Source organism: Streptomyces sp. NPDC089919, from assembly GCF_040684615.1.
Taxonomy (GTDB): domain Bacteria; phylum Actinomycetota; class Actinomycetes; order Streptomycetales; family Streptomycetaceae; genus Streptomyces.
On sequence record NZ_JBFBGK010000068.1, the window covers coordinates 1 to 20,266 of the forward strand.

The following is a 20,266-nucleotide window of genomic DNA, read 5'->3' on the forward strand; positions in this document are numbered from 1 at the left end:
ACCGGACGGCAACGTGACATTGACGGCCTCCAGCACCTCCACCGGCGCCCCCGCCGCACGGGCGGCGGCATCCAGCGCCACATGGAGACGGAAACTGGCCCGCTGATGGCGCAGCCCCGGGGCGGGGGACATCAGGAGCGACTCAGCCGGCAGTTCGTCGTCAGGCCCTCCGGTCGGGGACCGGTGGCCCGTCCGCCGCGCGGGTCGCCGCCACGTAGGCCTGCGACAGTGCCTCGAACTCGGCGGCCGGTTCCCGAAACGGCACGCAGTCCTCGTCCAGCGCGAACGTCCACACCGCGCAGGCCCAGGGCGGACCGTCCGCCGGAGCGGATCGTCCTCGCTCCGGCCTGCGTGCTCCTGACATCCACCACCCCCGAGGAGGCGACCTCGTCGATCGCCTCCTCCTCGCTCGGTACGCCTCCTCGACGGGCCGGCTTCCGCAAGCGCCCGGCAGGCACGATGGCCGCTCCCACGTCCGAGGGCGTCCGGTCGACGCCTCGACGTAGGGGACAACGACGGGGCTCAGCGGGGGGTCACCCGACGTACCGGTGCCTGTCCTTCAGGTCGCCTGGTGGCGGGCGTGGACGGTGAGGCGGCGGTGACGGCGGGTGGCGTCGAGGAGGGCGGCGAAGCCGGCGGCCGAGAAGGCCGCACCGGCTGCGATGTCGGAGGACGCGTCGTCCTCGGGGTCAGCGGTGGTCGGCTGGGTGCGGTCGTCGGCGGCGATCGAGACGACCTCGTCGCGCCAGACCCGGCCGATGACCGGGTCCCCGTCGTGCAGCCGCCGCAGCACGGGCCCGTCACCGTGGAAGTGGACGCGGCCGCCCCCGCCGGTGGTGCCTTCGAGGCGGGCGGAGAACTCCTTGCCCCCGCCGCCGTCGCCGATGCGGACGTCCCGGGCGCGGAACAGCGCCTGGTGGATGCATTCGGGGAGTTGCGGGTCCGGGACGGGGCTCCACAGGTACCGCATCTCGGGCTCGGGCGCCGCCGCGGCGTCGGCATCCGCACACTCGGGGGCGGCCCGGTAGGCGCGGGCCGCGGCGCGGTCGACGGGGGCCTGGGTGAAGGCCACCACGGCGAAGAGGGCGGCCACGGGTATGGCGAAGAGGTATGCGATCACCAGCCGGCGGTCGCGGCGACGGAGCAGGCGCGTGCGGCGGGCGGCCTCCCGGAGCTGCTGCGCCGTCGCGAAGCGGGCCCGGCGGGCGTGCCGGTCGCGTGCGGCGTGCAGCCGGCGGCGCCGGGCGGCAGCGGCCGGGGTCTGACGGTGGATCTGCGGCACGGTTCCCCCAGGTGGCGGGCAGGCGTCAGCTGCTTGCCGACCAGGCTTCCCGGCACACCGGGTGGGAGCGTAACGGGCCCCGGCCCCGGGCACCCAAGGGTTTCCCCGGCGCGCCGGGCAGCACCGCCGGCCGCAGGCCCTCCCCCACGGCGGCTTACCGGGACGGCACCCGAAGGAGTCGCCCATGGCCCCGGTCTACAGGTCGGAGTACGGCGGAATCACGCGGACGGCGGCGATCAGGCCCAGGCGCGGGAGCGGCAGGGCGTAGAACCAGCCGTCCTCGAGGAGAGGGATGCGCCGGACCCCGCCCGGGACTCCCTTGCGACCGCCCTCACCGATGTCGGTGACATCGACGCCCACGTCGGCCAGGGCGACGAGCTCGTGGGCGAGCCGTTCGACCTCGGCCGTGACATGGGCGGGCAGGCCCTTGATGACCTCATCGGCGTTGGGGTCGTACTCCCAGCGCCAGCTCGTCACCGGGCTCCGCCGGTGGGGATGCCGGCCTCGGCCGCGGCCTTGTCGATGATGTGCCCGATCTCCGCGGCGATGGCCCTGGCCTCGTCCGCGGCCGTCGTGTGGGCGGCCCGCTCCTCCAGTACGCGCAGGCGGGCGGCCTGGTCGGGGTGGCGCTCGATGGCGACGTACACGGCCCACTGCCGCAGGAAGCGGCGCATGGGCGCCGAGCTCACCTGCTCCCTGGCGCGGGCCACTGCGGTGGCCCGTTCGGCGTCGAAGGTCGGTACCGCATCGGGGGCGATGCGGGTGAGGGCGGCCCTCAGATCCTCGGCGGTGGCGGGAGGCTGCGGTCCACGGGCACCGTCGGACGGGTTTTCGGGCGCGGTGCTCATGCCGGCCCCGCCGCGTCTCCGGCCGGGCCGCGGTGGTACGCGGCGGGGCGGGCAGGCCGGGCGGGTGCGGTCATGACCACCACACTGCCGCACCCGTCACCGTGGTCGCAACCGTGCTGGACACCGGTGTCGCGCTCGGCCTGCCGGGTCCCCCCGCTCTGCCCCGGAGCACCCCCTCACCCCGTCCGCCGCAACCAGATCGCCCCCAGCGGCGGCAGGGTGAGTTCCAGCGTGGGCGGGGTGCCCTCGGCTACCAGGGGGCCCGGGTTGGTGTGGGCGGTGCCGCCGTAGGTGGGGGCGTCGGTGTTGAGGAGTTCGGTCCAGGTGCCGGGGGTGGGGACCGGCAGGCGGTAGCCGGGGCGGGGGGTGGGCTGGAAGTTGTAGACGCAGACGAGGGTGGAGCCGTCGGCGGCGGTGCGGGTGAAGGAGTAGAGGTTCTCGGCGGCCGCGTCCGCCTCGATCCAGCGGAAGCCGGCCGGGTCGCTGTCGCGGCTCCACAGCGCGGGAGTGTGCTGGTAGGTCAGGTTGAGGTCCCGGACCAGGTCGCGGACGCCCTGGTGGGGGGCGTCCTGGAGGAGGGCCCAGTCGGGGCCCCGGTCGTGGGACCACTCGGTGTCCTGGGCGAACTCCTGGCCCATGAAGAGGAGCTGCTTGCCGGGGAAGGCCCACATGAAGGCCAGGTACGCGCGCAGGTTGGCGAACCGCGCGGCGCGGTCGCCGGGCATCTTGCCCAGCAGCGAGCCCTTGCCGTGCACGACCTCGTCGTGGCTGATGGGCAGCAGGTAGTGCTCGCTGTACGCGTAGACCAGCGGGAAGGTCAGGGCGTGGTGGTGGTACTGCCGGTGCACCGGGTCCTGGGAGATGTACGACAGCGAGTCGTGCATCCAGCCCATGTTCCACTTCATGGCGAAGCCGAGGCCGCCCTCGTCGGTGGAGCGGGTGACCCCGTCCCAGGCGGTGGACTCCTCGGCGACGGTGATCGTGCCGGGGCAGCGGCGGGCGACGGTGGCGTTCATCTCCTGGAGCAGCGCGACCGCGTCCAGGTTCTCCCGGCCGCCGTGGGCGTTGGGCAGCCACTGGCCGTCGGGGCGGGAGTAGTCGAGGTAGAGCATGGAGGCGACGGCGTCCACCCGCAGGCCGTCGACGTGGAACTCCTCGCACCAGTGGACGGCGTTGGCGACGAGGAAGTTGCGGACCTCGGGGCGGCCGAAGTCGAAGACCAGGGTGCCCCAGTCCGGGTGTTCGCCGCGGCGCGGGTCGGGGTGCTCGTACTGGGCGGTGCCGTCGAAGCGGGCCAGCGCCCAGTCGTCCTTGGGGAAGTGCGCGGGCACCCAGTCGACGATCACGCCGATGCCGGCCCGGTGCAGGGCGTCGACCAGGTGGCGGAAGTCGTCGGGGTCGCCGAGGGCGGCCATCGGGGCGTAGTACGAGGAGACCTGGTAGCCCCAGGAGCCGCCGAAGGGGTGCTCGGCCACCGGCAGGAACTCGACGTGGGTGAAGCCGAGGGCCTTGAGGTAGCCGGGCAGTTCGCGGGCCAGGTCGCGGTAGCCGAGGCCGGGCCGCCAGGAGCCCAGGTGCATCTCGTACACGCTCATGGGCGCTTCCTCGGGGCGGCGGGCCGCGCGCCCCTCGAGCCAGGTGCGGTCGGTCCAGGTGTGCCGGGAGGTGAAGACCAGGGAGGCAGTGCCGGGGGCCGGTTCGGCGCAGGCGGCGAGCGGGTCGGCCTTCTGCCGCCAGTGGCCCTCGCGGGTGAGGATCTCGTACTTGTAGCGGCAGCCGTCGCCGACGCCGGGGACGAACAGCTCCCAGACGCCGCAGTCGCCCAGCGAGCGCATGGGGTGGGCGGCGCCGTCCCAGTGGTTGAAGTCGCCGACCAGGCGGACCGCGCGGGCGCCGGGGGCCCAGACGGCGAAGGAGGTGCCGCGGACGGTGCGGCCGTCCCGGGCCAGGTCGCGGACGTGGGCGCCGAGCACCCGCCACAGCTCCTCGTGGCGGCCCTCCCGGATCAGGTGCCGGTCCAGCTCGCCGACGGTGGGCTCGAAGCGGTACGGGTCGTCGTAGGCGAAGGTGTGCGGGGCCGGGTCGGCGTAGTCCACCTCGACCCGGTAGTCGGGCCGCCCGGCGCTGGCCAGCAGCCCGCTGAACAGGCCCCCGCCGACCGGGTCCAGCGCGGCGAGCGGGCTCCCGTCGGGGCGGACCAGCCGGACGGCCCGGGCCCCGGGGCGCAGCACCCGCACGGTGGTGCCGCCCGGGCCCGGGTGCGGTCCGAGCAGGGCGTGCGGGTCGACGATCTCGCCCGAGGCGGGCAGCGCGGGACGCGCCGGCGCGGCTGGTCCGGCGGCGGGCCGGGCCACCGGCAGCGGCGCGGGGCGGGCGGGGGCGGTGGTCACGGCCGGGCCTTCCTGTCCGTGGGGAGTTTGGTGCCGGTGAGGATGTGGGCGACGTCTTCGCGGGGGTCCAGGCGGACGTAGTTGTCGCGGCCCCAGCGGTAGCTCTCGCCGGAGAGGGCGTCGTGCACCTCGAAGGTCTCGGACCATTCGCGGCCCAGCTCCGGCAGGTCGAGGCTGACGGTGGCCTCGCGGACGGAGTGCGGGTCGAGGTTGAGGACGACCAGCACCCAGTCGTCGGTGCCGTCCTCGGCGACGGCGCGTTTGGAGAAGCAGACCACGGCGTCGTTGTCGGTGCGGTGCAGGCGCAGGTTGCGCAGCCGGTGCAGGGCCGGGTGGGCGCGGCGCAGTTCGTTGAGGGCGGTGATGAGCGGGGCGAGGGAGTTGCCGGCGGCCTCCTCGGCGACCCAGTCGCGGGGCCGGTACTGGTACTTCTCGGAGTCCAGGTACTCCTCGCTGCCGGGGCCGAGGGCGACGTTCTCGTACAGCTCGAAGCCGGCGTAGACGCCCCAGGAGGGGGCGGTGAGGGCGGCGAGCACGGCGCGGACGGCGAAGGCGGGCCGGCCGCCGTACTGGAGGTAGGCGTGCAGGATGTCGGGGGTGTTCACGAAGAAGTTGGGGCGCAGGTAGGCGGCGCTCTCCTGGCCGTCGAGGCCGGCGAGTTCGGCGAGGTAGTCCTCGACCTCGTCCTTGGAGTTGCGCCAGGTGAAGTACGTGTACGACTGGTGGAAGCCGGCCCGGGCCAGGGCGTGCAGCATGGCGGGGCGGGTGAAGGCCTCGGCGAGCAGCAGGACGTCGGGGTCCTCGGCGTGCAGGGCCTCGATGAGGCGTTCCCAGAAGGCCAGCGGCTTGGTGTGCGGGTTGTCGACGCGGAAGATCCGCACGCCGTGGGCCATCCAGTGGCGCAGCACGCGCAGGCATTCGTCGAGCAGGCCCTCGGGGTCGGTGTCGAAGTCGATCGGGTAGATGTCCTGGTACTTCTTGGGCGGGTTCTCGGCGTAGGCGATGGTGCCGTCGGGGCGGTGCCGGAACCATTCGGGGTGCTCGGTGGCCCAGGGGTGGTCCGGTGAGCACTGGAGGGCGAAGTCCAGGGCCACTTCCATGCCGAGGGCGCGGGCGCGGGCGACGAAGTGGTCGAAGTCCTCGATCGTGCCGAGGTCGGGGTGGACGGCGTCGTGGCCGCCGTCGGCGGAGCCGATGGCCCAGGGGGAGCCGGGGTCGTGGGGGCCGGCGGTGAGGGTGTTGTTGGCGCCCTTGCGGTGGGTGGTGCCGATGGGGTGGATCGGCGGGAGGTAGACCACGTCGAAGCCCATGGCGGCGACGGCGTCCAGGCGTGCGGCGGCGGTGCGCAGGGTGCCCGAGCGCGGGGGGTCGAGGAGGCCGTCGGCGTCGGGGGCGGGCAGGCGGGCGCCCTCGGAGCGGGGGAAGAGTTCGTACCAGGAGCCGTAGAGGGCGCGTTCGCGGTCCACCCGCAGCGGGAGTTCGGCGGAGCGGGTGACCAGGTCGCGCAGCGGGCGGGCGGTGAGCAGGGCGGCGACGCCCGGTTCGGTGGCGGCGGCGAGCCGGCCGGGTCCGGGGCGGCCGGTGTCGCGCAGGGCGTCGGCGGCGCGGAGCAGGGGGGCGCCCTCGCGGGGGGTGAAGGCGTCGGCGGCGCGTTCCAGGAGGCGGGCGCCCTCTTCGAGGACGGTCTCGGTGTCGAGGCCGGCGGGGACCTTGATGCCGGCGGTGTGCCGCCAGGTGGCCCAGGGGTCGCTCCAGGCCTCGACGCGGTAGGTCCAGTCGCCCTCGCGGTCGGGGGTGACCTCGGCGGCGTAGCGGTCGGTGCCGGGGGCGAGCAGCCGCATGGGGACGGGGTCGCGCTCCGCGCCGTCGGGGCCGGTGAGGACGACGTGCGCGGCGACGCCGTCGTGGCCCTCGCGGAAGACGGTGGCGGAGACCTCGAAGCCCTCGCCGGGGACGGCCCGGGCGGGCCGGCGGCCCTCTTCGACGCGGGGGCGGACGTCGACGACGGGGATGCGGCCGAAGACGGGGGTGAAGGCGCCCGGCGGGGCCGGTTCGGGGTCCGGCAGCGGCCGGGGGCGCGGTGAGGGGTGCGCGGTCGTGGCCCCGGCCGTGGCGGGGCGGGCGGGGGCGTCCTGCCACGTGCTGCTCTGCTGCATGGTGCCCTGCTGCATGATGCTGTCCTCCTCGCACCGGGGGTGCGGTCGCTGGAAGGGGGGCCGGGCGGGTCAGCGGCGCAGTCCGGTGGTGCCGCGGCTGATGGCGCCGATGATCCGGCGGTAGCCGGCCACCAGGGGGTGGTGCGGGTAGGCGGTGGTCAGCAGCCGTTCGCCGGCCAGGGCCGCCATCTGCGGGGCGTAGGGCAGGACCGCGGTCAGCGGGGCGTCGTACGCCGTCTCCAGATCGGTGCGCAGCCGGTCGGGGAGGGTGCCGTCGGGGACCATGTTGACCGCGAGGCTGAGCCGGCCGCAGCCCAGGCGGCGGGCGAGGGAGACGGTCTCCTGGGCGCCGGCGAGATCGAGCCGGTCGGCGCGGGTCAGGACGATCAGGCTGTCGGCGCCCGCCATGGCGGTGACGGTCTCGTTGTTGAAGCCTGCGTGGGTGTCGAGCAGCAGCACGTCCAGGGCGAGGGTGTCGATGAGCCGGTCGAAGCCCTCGCGCAGCAGGCCCACGTCGTAGCCGCGGCCCATGAGTTCGTTGCCGGCGCCGGTGCGGGTGCGGGCCGGGACCAGGAAGAAGCCGTCGTGGCCCTGGCCGGTGTCGGCGGGGGCGGCCGCGTCCTCGATCTCGCAGCGGCCGATGAGGTAGTCGGTGAGCGAGCGGTGCGCCGGGGCTCCGGGGAAGAGGACGTGCAGGGCGGGGGTGTGGATGTCGGTGTCCACGAGGGCGACCCGGCGGCCCGCGGAGGCCAGCAGCAGGGCGAGGTTCGCGGCCGTGCTCGACTTGCCCGTGCCGCCGCGGTAGGAGTGCACGGTGACGATCTGTGACATGGTCCCATCCGGTCGGTACGGGCGCCCCGGTGCACGGCGCGGGGGTGGCGGCGTCAGGCGGGGGTGGGCCCGCCGGTGGGACGCCAGTGGACGGCCAGCATGGTGATGTCGTCGGACTGTTCGGCGGGTCCGACGAACTCGCTGAGCGCGCCGTCCATGTGGTCCAGGAGTTCGGAGCCGGTGACGCCGGCCTCGCCCAGGCGGCGGATCATCTGCTCGTCGCCGAAGAACTCCCCGGAGACCGAGCGGGCCTCGGGCACCCCGTCGGTGTAGATGTAGAGGGTGTCGCCGGGGCTGATCTGGGCGTAGCCGAGGGAGAAGGCGACGTCCGGGATCACGCCGACGGCCGGTCCCGTGGGTTCCAGGAGGACCGGCTCGGCTCCGCTGCCGCTGACCAGGACGGGCGGGTTGTGGCCGCCGTTGATGTAGACGAGGCTGCCGGTCATCGGGTCCAGGACGCCGAAGAACATGGTGGCGAAGTAGCCCTGCCTGATGTGGTTGCGGGTCAGGTAGTTGTTGGTGCCGACGACGGCGTTGAGCAGCGGGGTGGCGCCGACGACCGGGATGGCGCGGCTCTGTTCGTGCCAGCCGGCGTCGGGGCCGCCGTCGGGGCCGCCGAGCAGGTCGGCGGCGATGAGGTTCTGCAGTCCGCTGTGTTCGGCGGTGTGCCGCAGCAGGCTGCGGATGAGGGCCATGAAGAGGGCGGCGCCGACGCCCTTGTCGCAGACGTCGGCGACGACCAGGGCGATGCGGCGCCGGTTGACCAGTTCGAAGACGTCGTAGAAGTCGCCGGCGACGGTGCGGGCGGGCCGGAAGCGGACGTGGATCTCCCAGTCGTCGGGGCTGGGCAGGGTGTCCGGCAGGAAGCCCATCTGGATCTCGCGGCCGATCTCCAGTTCGCGTTCGTAGCTGAGGAGTTCCGCGTGGGCGGCGACGTCCTCCATGGTGCGGCCGAGTTCGGCCCGGTCGTGGCAGTCGCGCAGCCGGGCCCGGATCAGCTCGGGGTAGAACGGCGGCACCAGGTAGTCGGAGCCGGCGTGCACGTGGCTGCCGAGCAGGTGCAGGTCGCGTTCGGCGAACGCGACGACGGTGGGCCGGGGGCCCTCGTCGTCGAGGCGGCGGGCCACCGAGCGGACCGTGTGGGGGCTGAGCCCGGCGTACGCGAGGAGCACGGTCGCCTCGGGCAGCCGGCCCGGTTCGGCGCCCAGGACCTCGCCGGGGGTGCGCACGTGGACCTCGGCGCCGACCTCGTCGAGCGCCTTGAGCAGGTCCGGGGGCACGCTGTGGTGCTCGTCCAGGACCAGCACCTTCGTCTGCGCCATCTCTTGGCCTCGTCTATTCCGCTGCCGGCCGACGCATCCCGAGGGTGCACACGTTGCGTCCGGCAGCCAGCTCGTATTCGAAGGTGTCCACGGCCGTCAGGGCGAGGTAGACGCCCAGTCCGCCCAGCGGCCGCTCGGCGAGCGGGGTCTCCAGGTCGGGGGGCCGCATGCCCGCGCGGGGGTCGAAGGGCGGGGCGGTGTCGGTGAAGCGCACCCACACCCGGTCCGGTGCGGCGCCCGCGTCGACCGTGATCTCGCCGGGTGCGCCGCGGTAGCCGTGCACGACGATGTTGGTGGCCAGTTCGTCGGCGGCGAGCCGGAGCCGGTAGAGCGCCTCCTCGCCCAGGCCGGCCCGGGCGCCGTGGCACAGGACGAACTCGGCGACGGCGTCGAGGCGGTCGAGGGTGGCCGGCACCCGGAGTGCGGGTGTGCCGGCGAGCCCTCCGGGGGCGGCGGCCTCCAGGTCGGATGTCATGGCGCTCCCGGCCCCTCAGGCGTCGACGAGGTCGATGCTGCGGTCGAACCCGGCCATCCGGATGGTGCGGGCGACCGGCTCGGCGGCGCCGACGAAGGCGATGCGCACGTCGTCGCCCATCTTCTGGCGGGCGAAGACCAGGGAGCGCAGGCCGGCGCTGGAGAGGTAGCCGAGCTGTTCGGCGCGGATGACGAGTTCGAGGGCGCCGGAGCGGGCGGCCTCGTCGATGACGTCGTGGAAGCGGGTGGCGGTGGAGGCGTCGAGTTCGCCCTGGAGCACGAGGGTGGCGGTCTTGTCGTTGACCCTGAGCTTCACGTCGAAGGACACGGCATTCTCCTTGGTGGTCGCGGGGTGGTGACGGACGGGCCGGGCGGGTCAGGGGCGGTGCGGGCCGGTGGGGCGGCCGGGGCTGCCGGTGGGGCGGCCGACCAGGACGACCACCGCGTGCGGGCCCAGGTGGTAGCGGCCCGGGTGGTGCAGGGGCGGTTCGGCGCCCAGCGGGTGGGCGGCGTCGGCGGTGGTGTCGGCGAACAGGTGCCAGGCCTCGCCCTCGGGGAGGGTGGGCAGTTCCAGGTCGTGGGCTTCCCAGTGGGCGTTGACGGCGACGTAGACGTGGTCGTCGGGGGTGGTGCCGCCCTTGGCGTGCCGGCCGCAGCGCATGACGCCGAGCAGGCGGCTGTGCGGGGCCCAGTCGGGGTGCCAGGCGCGGACCCCGTGCCAGCTGATCTCGGGGAAGCCGCTGCCGACCCGGTCGGTGCCGTGCGGGTGCTCGGCGGTGCGCAGGACGGGGTGGGCGTGCCGGAAGGCGATCAGCGCGCGGGTGAAGGCGTGCAGGTCGGCGTTGTCCTCGAGGAGGGTCCAGTCGAACCAGGAGAGGGCGTTGTCCTGGCAGTAGGTGTTGTTGTTGCCGTGCTGGGTGCGGCCGGCCTCGTCGCCGGCCAGCAGCATGGGCACGCCCTGGCTGGTGAGCAGGAGGGCGAGCAGGTTCTTGGCCTGGCGGCGGCGCAGGTCGCGGACGTACGCCAGGGTGGTGGGGCCCTCGGCGCCGCAGTTCCAGCTGTGGTTGTCGTCGCCGCCGTCGTGGTTGTCCTCGCCGTTGGCGTGGTTGTGCTTGTCGTTGTACGAGACGAGGTCGGCGAGGGTGAAGCCGTCGTGGGCGGTGACGAAGTTGACGGAGGCGGTGGCGGTGCGGCCCTGGTAGAGGTCGGGGGAGCCGGCCAGCCGGGTGGCGAGTTCGCCGGCCAGGCCGCTCTCGCCCTTGATGAAGCGGCGCAGCGTGTCGCGGTACTTGCCGTTCCATTCGGACCAGCGGCCGTAGTTGGGGAAGTGGCCGACCTGGTAGAGGCCGGCCGCGTCCCAGGCCTCGGCGATGAGCTTGGTGTGCCGCAGCACGGGGTCGTGGGCGAGCTGTTCGAGCAGCGGCGGGTTGGGCAGCGGGGTGCCGTCGGGGGCCCGGTCGAGGATGGCGGCGAGGTCGAAGCGGAAGCCGTCGATGTGGTACTCGGAGACCCAGTAGCGCAGGCAGGAGAGCACGAAGTCGCGCACCACGGGGTGGTTGCAGTTGACGGTGTTCCCGGTGCCGCTGAAGTTGTAGTACTCGCCGCGCGGCGTGAGCATGTAGTACGTGGCGTTGTCCAGGCCCCGGAAGCTGATGGTGGGGCCCTGCTCGTTGCCTTCGGCGGTGTGGTTGAAGACCACGTCGAGGACGACCTCGATGCCGGCCCGGTGCAGGTCGCGCACGAGCGTCTTGAACTCGTCGGCCTGCATGCCGAAGCGGCCGGTGGCGGCGTAGCCGGCCTTGGGGGCGAAGAAGGAGACGGTGTTGTAGCCCCAGTAGTTGTGCAGCCGCTCGCCGGTGGCCGGGTCGGTGCGCGGGTTGTCGAGCTCGTCGAACTCGAAGACCGGCAGCAGTTCGACGCAGTTGACCCCGAGGTCCTTCAGGTAGGGGATCTTCTCGCGCAGGCCGGCGTAGGTGCCGGGGGCGGTGACCCCCGAGGAGGGGTGCCGGGTGAAGCCGCGCACGTGCGTCTCGTACAGGACGAGGTCTTCGAAGGGGATCCGCAGCTGGGTGTCGTCGCCCCAGTCGAAGTCCTCGCTCAGGACCTGGGCGCGGTACTGGTAGGCGGCGTTCCAGTCGGGTTCGGCGCCCCAGACGTCGCGGCCGGAGACCTGCCGGGCGTAGGGGTCGCTGAGGATGGCGCGGGCGTCGAAGCGGTGGCCGGCGGCGGGGTCGAAGGGGCCGTCGGCGCGGAAGCCGTACTCCAGGTTCTCCTCGTCGAGGCCGAAGACGGTCATGGCGTAGACGCTGCCGGTGCGGAACTCGGGCGGGAACTCCAGTTCGGCGGTGGGCCGGGCGGCGCCGCGTTCGAAGAGCACCAGGCTCATGGCGGTGGCGCGGTCGGAGTACACGGAGAAGTTGACGCCGCCGGGGACCGGGGTGGCCCCGTACGGGAAGGGCCGCCCGGCCCGTACCCGGTAGGGGCCGATCCGGCGGGTGGGGAACGCGTCCACGCGTTCGCGGGTCTCCGGGGCGGCGGTCATCGGGGGGCGCGCCCCAGTCCGGCGTCGACGGTCTCGGCGATCCGGAAGAAGTCGAGGAAGCCGGTGGCCGACATGACGAAGGTGACCTCGTCGGACAGGCCCGCCAGGGTGATGCGGGTGTCCATCTGCTGGGCGTGCCGGTGCACGATCAGCAGGGTGCGCAGGCCCGCGCTGGAGATGTAGGAGACGCCGGTGAGGTCGATCAGGACCTCGGTGGTGTCGCCGATCCGGGGCAGCAGCTGGGCCTGGAGGCCGCCGGAGGTGGTGGAGTTGATCTCGCCTTCGAGGGCGATGACGGTGACCTCGCCGACGGTGCGGGAGCCGAGTTTGACGGTCATCGGCCGGCCTCCGTGCGGTCGTCGGCGGCGACGGGGGCGAGGGTGACCCGCACCTTGACCCGGCCGTCGGCCTCGGGCAGGTGCACGGTCAGGGCGGCCGCGTCGTAGTCGGTGTGCTGCTGGCCGTCGATCTCGACCGCGGTGATGCGCACGGCGCCTGCGGGCAGCAGGTCCGGGGAGACGCGCAGGGTGCGGCCCGGCAGGTCGGCGGGGTCGGGCTTGAACCAGAAGTCCATCGCCTTGCCGCCGATCAGGAGGTTGTTGTAGACGGCGGCGAGGTAGCACAGCTCGGCCGAGTGGTACATCGACATGGAGTGGCTGCCCTTGAGCCGTTCGACGCCCAGCAGGTAGGGCAGGCCGTTGGCGAGGGTGTTGAAGTAGACGGCTCCCTCGTCGTGGTCGAGGAAGAAGGCGTTGTAGAAGGACTGGGCGTCGCGGGCCTCGGTGCGGAAGTCCGGGCGGCCGGTGATGCCGTGCAGGATCAGGTACGCGAGGATCGCCTGCTCCTGCTGCCACCAGGCCTTGCGGTCGTGCCAGGCGAAGCGGTGCCGGTCCTCGCCGTCGGCCTTGAGGCGTTCGACCACGTCGTACCAGCCGCCGCGCTGCCGGTCGCCGCCGACCTCGGGCATGGTCTCGCCCAGGGAGACGGCGGTGGCCAGGTACTCCTCCTTGGGGCGCAGGGAGTGCATCCGCATCAGGTTCCAGGCGATCTTCAGGTTGTGGCCGACCACCGCCCGGTTCTGCTGCCAGCCGTGCGTGGTGTCGTGCGACCAGTCCCGGTGGAAACGTTCCTGCACGAAGGGGCTGTGCTTGGGGTCAGGGAAGCGCTCCACGATGGTGTCGAAGGTGTACTCCAGCATGTCGGCGTAGGCCTGCTCGCCGGTGGCCAGGTACAGGTTGATCAGGTAGGCGGGGGCGTGGTCGCCGACCGAGTTCCAGTTCTTGCGGGCCCGGTTGGGGCCCAGCGACTCGTGGTCCGCGGAGAGCAGGATCGGGTCGATGTGCGAGTAGTAGCCGCCCTGCTCGGGGTCGAGGTAGTGGCGCTCGAACAGGCGCAGGGTGGCGTCCGCGTCCTGCTTGATGCGGGGGTCGCCGGTGATCCGGTACGTCTGGACCGGGCCGGCCAGGGCGTAGATCTGCTCGTAGGCCGGCAGGGCGTCGTAGTCGTCGGAGAACTCCGAGGTGAAGAGCTTGCTCTCGGTCTCACCGTCGACCTTGAGGCCGTGGTACCAGTAGACGAGGTCCTCGTCGGCGTCGGCGAAGCGCAGGTGCTCGCGCAGGTACTCGGTACCGCGTTCGGCGACCTCGAGGTAGCGCTCCTCGCCGGTGAGGAGGAAGGCCGAGGCCATGCCGTAGACCAGCCGGGAGATGGTGTCGGTCTCCTGGACGTGGCTGGCGGTCTTCTCGCCGCCGAGCCGGATCTCGGTCCGGTACTCGGTGAAGTCCACCGGCCCGTCGCCGAACTGCGCCTTGAGGTAGAAGGCGGCGATCTCCTCGATCTGCCTGACCCACCAGGTGCGTTCCTCGAAGCGGTGGTCCTCGGGGCCGCGGCCGACGAAGACGATCCGCTTGGCCTCGAAGCGCAGGCCGCCCCGCTGCGGGTAGAAGACGCCGTGCACCAGGACGAAGCGGCCGTTCTCCAGCAGGTCGTCGATGTGGCCGGAGGCGTCCTGGTAGGGCTCGCCGAGGTTGTGCAGCAGCTCGGCGGCGGGCCCGCCGGTCAGGTCCACGGCGAAGAGCCGGCCGTCGGCGGTGGCCAGGGTGAAGGAGCGGGCGTCGGCGTCGAAGCCGGTGATCCGCCCGGCCAGGGTGTCGGAGAAGGTGAAGTCCACGGTGTCGTGGGTGGCAGCGGCCATCGGGGTCACACCCTTCGGAGCACGAGCTGGTCGATGAGGGTCCGGGCGAAGAGGTGGCAGTGGTCGCCGGTGCGGGCGGTGACCAGGTCGCCGTCCACGACCACGTCCTGGTCGACGTAGTTGGCGCCCATGTTGCGGACGTCGCCGATCAGGTTGTTGTGGCAGACGACCTTGCGGCCGCGGACCGCGTACGGGATGGAGGAGGCCAGCCACATGCCGTGGCAGATGATCCCCTTGAGCACCGACGGGCGGGCGAAGGCCCGGCGCAGCAGGTCGGTGGCGGGGGCCAGGTCGTCGACGTCCTCGGTGTAGCGCAGCCGGTCGGCGACCATGCCCGAGGGCACGATCAGCGCGTCGTAGGCGCGCAGCCGGCGGTCGTCGAGCTCGGCGAGGTCGCGGGTGACGGTCAGCGGGGCGCGGTGCTCGTGCCCGGTGAAGGTCAGTTCCCTGTTGCCCCACAGGCGGGTGAAGAGGTGCACCTCGGCGCCCTCCTCGGCGAACCGCCGGGGGTAGTAGGCCATCTCGGGCTCGTAGTAGTCGCTCTCGGCGAGGACCGCGATCCGGGCCCCGGACAGGGCCCCGTCGCGGGCCGGCGTGTCAGTCACGGCCGTCGCCTCCTTCGGCGGTGCGCAGGTCGATGAGGAAGGGGCGGTCGTCGGCGAGCATCGCCTTGACCGCGTCGGCGGCCTGCTCCGGGGCGTCCACCCGCAGCGCCTCGACGCCGAAGCCCCGGGCCAGGTCGGTGAAGCCGAGGGCCGGGTGGGACAGGTCGAAGGGGCTGGGGTAGGCGTGCGCCGGGACGTCCCGCTCGCGCCAGTACTGCTCGATGTTGAGGTCGAGCAGCTTGTAGCTCTGGTTGTTGCAGACGACGAACTTGGCGCCGATGCCGTACCGGACGGCCGTGTAGAGGGCCTGGAAGGTGTACATGGAGCCGCCGTCGCCGGTGAAGCCGATGACGGTCTTGTCCGGGTGGGCGAGCTTGATGCCCAGCGCGCCGGGGATGCCGACGCCCAGGGAGCCGCCGCGGGTGGAGAACCAGTGGCCGGGCAGCCGGCCCGGCAGGTGGGCGTTGACGTGACCGGCCGCGGTCAGGGCCTCGTCGAAGACCATCAGGTCCTCGGGGGCCTGGGCCGCGACCTCGCGCAGGAAGGCGGCGAGGGTCGAGCCGTCGTCGGCCGGGTGCTCGGGCTGGGCGATGCGGCGGGCGGCCAGGTGGGCGGCGGCCCGCTTGCGGTCCCGGTCGGTCAGCCGGCGCTCGATCTCGGGGGCCAGGGCCGCGAGGGTGGCCTTGGGGTCGGCCACCAGGCCCAGGGAGACCGGGTGGTTCTTGGCGATCTCCCAGCCGTCGAGGTCGACGTGGACGATCCTGGCGTCGGGCCGGAAGGGCGAGGCCAGTTCGGGGAAGACCTCGGGGAAGACGTAGGTGCCGACGATCAGCACGGCGTCGGCCTCGCGCACGACCCCCGCGCTGACGTGGCCGAACATGTGGCCGAGCTGGCCGCGGTAGAGCGGGTGCCGGGCGTCGAGGTTGACCTCGGAGAAGTCCACCCCCCACACGTCGGCGCCCAGTTGCTCGGCCAGGGCGGCCAGCTCCTGCTGGCCGCCGGAGGCCGAGACGCCGTCGCCCACCAGGACCAGCGGCTTCTCGGCCCCGGCGAGCAGGGCGGCGGCCTTCTCGACCATCTCGGGCACCGGCAGGGACCGGGTGTCCAGGAAGGTGCTCGGCACGACCGGTTCGTCGTTGGGCGCGTCCAGCACGTCCATCGGGAGGGCGACGAAGACCGGTCCCCGCGGGGCCGTCATGGCCGTCTTCATGGCCCGGCGCAGCACCCGCAGGACCGAGCGGGGGTCGGTGACCCGGGTCGCGTACTTGGTCACCGGCTCGGCCATGGCGACCAGGTCGGCGGCCATCTGGGCGTCCATGGACTCGTACCGGACGCCCGCCTCGCCCGCGATCACCACGAGCGGGGAGTGCCCGCGCTTGGCCTGGTAGAGCATGCCGATCGCGTTGCCCAGGCCGACGCCGCTGTGCAGTTGCAGCAGCGCGGGGCGGCCGGTGGCCCGGGCGTAGCCGTCCGCGATGCCGGCGGCGACCGTCTCCTGGAGGGTCAGGATGTACTGGAGCTCGTCGTACCCCTCCAGTGCGTCGAGGAATCCCTGTTCCACGGTGCCCGGATTACCGAACATATAGGGAATTCCGTCGGCGATGAACTGTTCGAGGATCGCCTGATTGCCCTGCCTGGCCATGTCTTCCTTCTCCCCGGTCGGATTGCGTCGCGCGGAATTACCAGCCGAAGCGGCGGAGCCCGTTCTCGAGGACTTCGACGATCTTCTCGCCGGTCAGATAGGAGTCCGGGGTCGAACGGCCCGTGATGAACGGGTAGTCGACGATGACCGAGGTCTCCTTGCCGAAATTGCCGATGTAGGCGCCGTCGGGGCCGGTGGCGTCGCGCAGGATGTACTCCAGCGGGTACGGCGGCGGGCCCATGACGAAGTCGGTGCCCAGGAAGCCGGTGCCGTCCTTGTAGTCGTACTCCTTGCAGTGCCCGGTGACCCGCTTGCCGCGGATGATCGAGGCGCGGTCCTCCCAGTCGCGGGCGAAGGCCAGCGGGGCGACGCCGTAGCACTCGCCGGCGATCGGCTTGTCGGCCCGCAGGAAGGCCAGGATGATCTCGTGCACCCGCTCGTTGTTGGCCAGGTCGACGATGGGGCCGGAGCCGCCGACGATCAGCAGCGCGTCGTACTCCTCCAACTCCGCGGCGACGGTGTCCACGGCCCGGTGGTAGGCCTCCAGGCGGCGCAGGTAGTCGTCGTCGGAGGTGTACGGGCGCTCCGGGAGCCAGCGCGAGATGTCGATGGGGTCGTCCAGGCGGTCGGACTCCTCGACGCGGCGGGTCAGCTTGGCGACCTCCTCGGAGGTGACCGAGCGGCCCAGCGGCGGGTCGACGTAGGAGGGGTCCATGGACGGCGGCAGCGCGTGCGCCCGCTTGCCCGTGGGGGTGGCGAATTCGACGTCGTAACCGCGCTGGTCGAAATGGTGCAGGGGGCCGATGAGCTCCTCGCCCCAGTACCCGTACTCCGAGAGAATGACGAGGATCTTCTTGGCGTTCCTTCTGGCCACGCCGCGCTCCTAGGGTTTCGGGGGTGCCGGTTCCTTCATTTCGGGCGCGTTCATCATGTCCAGCCGGCGGGGCCGCGGACAAAGGATTGCGCGGGACTTTCGTATGTATGGGACAGGGGATTGCGGGGCGGCACGGCCCGGAAATCCGGGAGGAAATGCGAAAGGGCGGGGGCGGGCGCGGTGTGCGCCCGTCCCCGCCCTTTCAGGCGGTGCGGGTGGCCGTCAGCGGCCGGTGGCGGGGGTGGCGGCCCCCGGGGCCCGCTCCGGGGCCGCGGCGGCCGCCGGACGGGCGGCCATCAGCCGCAGCGCCCCGACCGCGGCGACGGCGCCCAGCAGCGGCACCGCCACCAGGACCCCGATCGCCCCGGACAGGCTCATCACCCCGGCCATGCCGCCGACGGCGGCCGAGCCGAGCGAACCGCCCGTGATGAACACCAGTTGGAAGACGCCCACCGCGGCGCCCTGGACGGAGGAGTCGACCAGGTGCGGCACCGAGGCCATCAGGGCGACCTGGCCGGCCGAGAAGCCCGAGACGCAGGCCGCGACGGCGATGACCAGGGCGACCGGGTTGCGGCCGGCCACCGCGGCCAGCAGCAGTCCGGCGGCGCTGAGCAGTCCGAGGAAGGCCACCAGCCGCAGCGGCCCCACCTTGTGGGCGAGTCCGCCCGCGACCCGGGACAGCCCCGCACTGCACAGGCCGGTGGGCAGCAGGATCAGACCGATCTGGGTGACGCTCAGGTCGTGCTCGGCCAGGATCAGCCGGGGCGCGGCGAACTGCACGACCAGGTAGCCGGCGAAGAGCGTGAAGCCGGCCGCCGCGGCGAGGGCGAACCGCGGGTTGCCCACCACGGGCTTGGGCAGGAAGCCCGCCGGGACGTGCGCCACGTGCCGCAGGACCAGGACCACCAGGACCACGGCCAGCGCGGCGTAGGCCAGGACCACGGCCGTACCGGGATGGGTGGACGGCGCCTGGAGCAGCAGCGCCAGGACGGCCGCCAGGGCGAGGCTGAGGACCGCGCCGCGGGCGTCCAGCTTCTCCTTGCGGGCCTCCACGGCCGGGGCGATGCGCAGCACCCAGACCGCGGCGAGAGCGGACAGGCCGGGCAGGGCCAGGGCGGCCTGCCAGCCGATGAGGTCGGTCAGGGCGCCGCCCAGCAGGGCGCCGCCACCGGAGACGATGCCGACCAGCGCGCCCATCGTGCCGACGGTGCGGCCGCGTTCGTGCGGGTCGGTGAAGAGCCGGTTGGCCACCCCGAAGGACAGCACCGCGGCGACGCCGGCGCCGCAGCCCTGCAGGAGCCGGCCGCCGATCACGGCCGGGTACCAGGGGACGGTCACCAGGGCCGTGCCCAGGACGAGCAGGGCCATGCCGCCCACGATCGGCAGGCGCAGCCCGCGCATGTCGGCCAGCCGGCCGGCGAGCGCGGAGGCCACCGAGAGGGTGAGGGTGTAGGCGGCCAGGACCCACGCGGTGGAGCCGGAGGCGACCGACAGTCTCTCGCCCAGCGCGGGCAGGGCGATGGGGGTCGCGGACATCCCGAGCGCGCTGGGCGCCAGGAACGCTCCGAGGACGAGGCCGGCGGCTAAGGGGCTGGGGCGATTCTGATTGGGCATGCGTATCTCAATCGACGTTGACGTAGATCGTCTTGTACTGCAGGTATTCCTCGATGCCCTCGGGGCCCAGCTCCCGGCCGAAGCCGGAGGCCTTGTAGCCGCCGAAGGACGTGCTGTTCTCGAACGCCGCCCAGGTGTTGACCCAGACGATGCCCGCCTCGAGGCGGCCGGCGACGTTGTGCGCCCGCTTGAGGTCGCGGGTGTGCAGTCCGGCCGCGAGGCCGTAGGGGGTGCCGTTGGCGATCTCCACGGCCTCGTCGTCGGTGTCGAAGGGGATCACCGTCAGCACCGGGCCGAAGATCTCCTCCTGGGCGATCCGCATGTCCGCGGTGGCGCCGGTGAAGACCACGGGCCGGTGGTAGAAGCCGGGGCCCTCGTGGCCCGGCTCCCCGCCGTAGGCGAGGGTGGCGCCCTCCGCCGTGCCGATGGCCACGTACTCGAGGACCTTGTCGAGCTGCGCGCGGTGCGCCAGGGGCCCCAGGACGGTCGCCTCGGCCAGCGGGTCGCCGACCGGGATGACGTCCAGGATCGCCGTCAGCTTCGCCACCAGCTCGTCGTGGACCGAGCGGTGCACCAGCAGCCGCGAACCGCTCATGCAGAACTGCCCGGTGTTGAAGAAGCCGGCCTGGAAGGCGGCCTGGGCGGCGGCGTCGAGGTCGGCGTCGGCGAAGACGATGTTGGCGCCCTTGCCGCCGAGTTCGACGGTGACCTTCTTCAGCGTGGCCGAGGCCGCGGCGATCAGCCGCTTGCCGGTGGCGGTGGAGCCGGTGAAGGAGATCTTGTCGACCCCGGGGTGCTCCACCAGGGCCGAGCCGACGGTGGCGCCGTCGCCCAGGACGACGTTGTGCACGCCCTCCGGCAGCCCGGCCTCCGCCATGATCTCGGCCAGCTTCAGCGCCGTCAGCGGGGTCTGGTCGGCCGGCTTGTGGACGATCGTGTTGCCCGCCGCCAGGGCCGGGGCGATCTTGTTGACGGCCAGGTTCAGCGGGAAGTTGAACGGGGTGATGGCGCCGACCACGCCCAGCGGCTCGCGCCGGATGTACTGCAGGGAGCGGGCGCCGGCCGGGCGGGCCGCGCCCTCCAGCATCTCGACCATGCCCGCGTAGTACCGGAAGATCTCGGCGGCGGCCCGGACGTCGAAGCCGCGGGTGAAGCTGATGGGCTTGCCGACGTCGAGGGTCTCGCGCAGCGCCAGCTCCTCCCCCGCCGCCTCGATGCCGTCCGCGATCCTGAACATGATCCGGGCCCGCTCCTTGGCGGGCAGCGTCGGCCAGGGACCCTGGTCGAAGGCGCGGCGGGCGGCCTGCACGGCGCGGTCCAGATCGCTCGCGTCGCCCCAGGCGACCTTGCAGATGGCCGTCTCGGTGGCGGGGTTGACGATGTCGACGGTCGCTCCGGACGCGGACGGGACCCATTTCCCGTCGATGAACAGCTCGCCGTCGCTGACGGTCTGGGCGGGCTGGGTCGTCATCGGACCACTCCTCTCGGACGG

General features: G+C 73.0%; 17 protein-coding genes. All 17 read right to left on the bottom strand.

What is annotated here, in order from left to right:
• Nucleotides 1–559: 559 nt before the first annotated feature.
• Nucleotides 560–1,282: a hypothetical protein gene (locus AB0O40_RS24610; RefSeq protein WP_365045602.1), complete on the bottom strand. Its 723-nt coding sequence runs from the start codon at nucleotides 1,280–1,282 to the stop codon at nucleotides 560–562.
• A 195-nt stretch (nucleotides 1,283–1,477) separates the two neighbouring features.
• Nucleotides 1,478–1,759 (bottom strand): hypothetical protein, encoded by a 282-nt coding sequence (locus AB0O40_RS24615; protein WP_365045605.1) that lies wholly within the window; start codon nucleotides 1,757–1,759, stop codon nucleotides 1,478–1,480.
• Nucleotides 1,756–2,130, bottom strand: coding sequence for a DUF6247 family protein (locus AB0O40_RS24620; RefSeq protein WP_365045608.1), 375 nt, complete (start codon nucleotides 2,128–2,130; stop codon nucleotides 1,756–1,758). The genes AB0O40_RS24615 and AB0O40_RS24620 overlap by 4 nt, the downstream gene beginning before the upstream one ends.
• Before the next feature lie 176 nt (nucleotides 2,131–2,306).
• Complete coding sequence (glgB, locus tag AB0O40_RS24625; protein ID WP_365045610.1) at nucleotides 2,307–4,520, bottom strand: 1,4-alpha-glucan branching protein GlgB; 2,214 nt, start codon at nucleotides 4,518–4,520, stop codon at nucleotides 2,307–2,309.
• A complete protein-coding gene (locus AB0O40_RS24630) occupies nucleotides 4,517–6,691 on the bottom strand; it encodes an alpha-1,4-glucan--maltose-1-phosphate maltosyltransferase (protein ID WP_365045613.1) in 2,175 nt (724 codons plus the stop codon). The genes glgB and AB0O40_RS24630 overlap by 4 nt, the downstream gene beginning before the upstream one ends.
• Nucleotides 6,692–6,745: 54 nt before the next feature.
• A complete protein-coding gene (locus AB0O40_RS24635; protein WP_365045616.1) occupies nucleotides 6,746–7,507 on the bottom strand; it encodes a MinD/ParA family protein in 762 nt (253 codons plus the stop codon).
• A gap of 53 nt (nucleotides 7,508–7,560) precedes the next feature.
• Nucleotides 7,561–8,829, bottom strand: a complete 1,269-nt coding sequence (locus tag AB0O40_RS24640; RefSeq protein ID WP_365045619.1) for a PP2C family protein-serine/threonine phosphatase — start codon at nucleotides 8,827–8,829, stop codon at nucleotides 7,561–7,563.
• A gap of 13 nt (nucleotides 8,830–8,842) precedes the next feature.
• Nucleotides 8,843–9,304 (bottom strand): ATP-binding protein, encoded by a 462-nt coding sequence (locus AB0O40_RS24645; protein ID WP_365045622.1) that lies wholly within the window; start codon nucleotides 9,302–9,304, stop codon nucleotides 8,843–8,845.
• Between the two features lie 15 nt (nucleotides 9,305–9,319).
• The gene (locus AB0O40_RS24650) at nucleotides 9,320–9,631 is read right to left on the bottom strand and encodes an STAS domain-containing protein (protein WP_365045625.1); all 312 of its coding nucleotides are present in this window, start codon (nucleotides 9,629–9,631) and stop codon (nucleotides 9,320–9,322) included.
• Nucleotides 9,632–9,679: 48 nt separating this feature from the next.
• Entirely contained in the window at nucleotides 9,680–11,845 is a 2,166-nt protein-coding gene (glgX, locus tag AB0O40_RS24655; protein ID WP_365045628.1) for a glycogen debranching protein GlgX, read from the bottom strand.
• The gene (locus AB0O40_RS24660; RefSeq protein ID WP_365045631.1) at nucleotides 11,842–12,183 is read right to left on the bottom strand and encodes an STAS domain-containing protein; all 342 of its coding nucleotides are present in this window, start codon (nucleotides 12,181–12,183) and stop codon (nucleotides 11,842–11,844) included. Before AB0O40_RS24660 ends, glgX begins: the two co-directional genes overlap by 4 nt.
• Nucleotides 12,180–14,039 (bottom strand): AGE family epimerase/isomerase, encoded by a 1,860-nt coding sequence (locus tag AB0O40_RS24665; protein ID WP_365045634.1) that lies wholly within the window; start codon nucleotides 14,037–14,039, stop codon nucleotides 12,180–12,182. The genes AB0O40_RS24660 and AB0O40_RS24665 overlap by 4 nt, the downstream gene beginning before the upstream one ends.
• Before the next feature lie 5 nt (nucleotides 14,040–14,044).
• Nucleotides 14,045–14,644, bottom strand: coding sequence for a DJ-1/PfpI family protein (locus AB0O40_RS24670; RefSeq protein ID WP_365045637.1), 600 nt, complete (start codon nucleotides 14,642–14,644; stop codon nucleotides 14,045–14,047).
• On the bottom strand, nucleotides 14,637–16,286 hold the full coding sequence (locus AB0O40_RS24675) for a thiamine pyrophosphate-binding protein (protein ID WP_365045640.1): 1,650 nt from the start codon (nucleotides 16,284–16,286) through the stop codon (nucleotides 14,637–14,639). Before AB0O40_RS24675 ends, AB0O40_RS24670 begins: the two co-directional genes overlap by 8 nt.
• 37 nt (nucleotides 16,287–16,323) lie before the next feature.
• Nucleotides 16,324–17,160 (bottom strand): type 1 glutamine amidotransferase domain-containing protein, encoded by an 837-nt coding sequence (locus AB0O40_RS24680; RefSeq protein WP_365045643.1) that lies wholly within the window; start codon nucleotides 17,158–17,160, stop codon nucleotides 16,324–16,326.
• A gap of 222 nt (nucleotides 17,161–17,382) precedes the next feature.
• Nucleotides 17,383–18,774 carry an MFS transporter gene (locus AB0O40_RS24685; RefSeq protein WP_365045646.1) on the bottom strand — a complete coding sequence of 464 codons (1,392 nt, stop codon included), beginning with the start codon at nucleotides 18,772–18,774 and terminating at the stop codon, nucleotides 17,383–17,385.
• A 7-nt stretch (nucleotides 18,775–18,781) separates the two neighbouring features.
• Nucleotides 18,782–20,245: an aldehyde dehydrogenase family protein gene (locus tag AB0O40_RS24690; protein ID WP_365045649.1), complete on the bottom strand. Its 1,464-nt coding sequence runs from the start codon at nucleotides 20,243–20,245 to the stop codon at nucleotides 18,782–18,784.
• Between the last annotated feature and the right edge of the window lie 21 nt (nucleotides 20,246–20,266).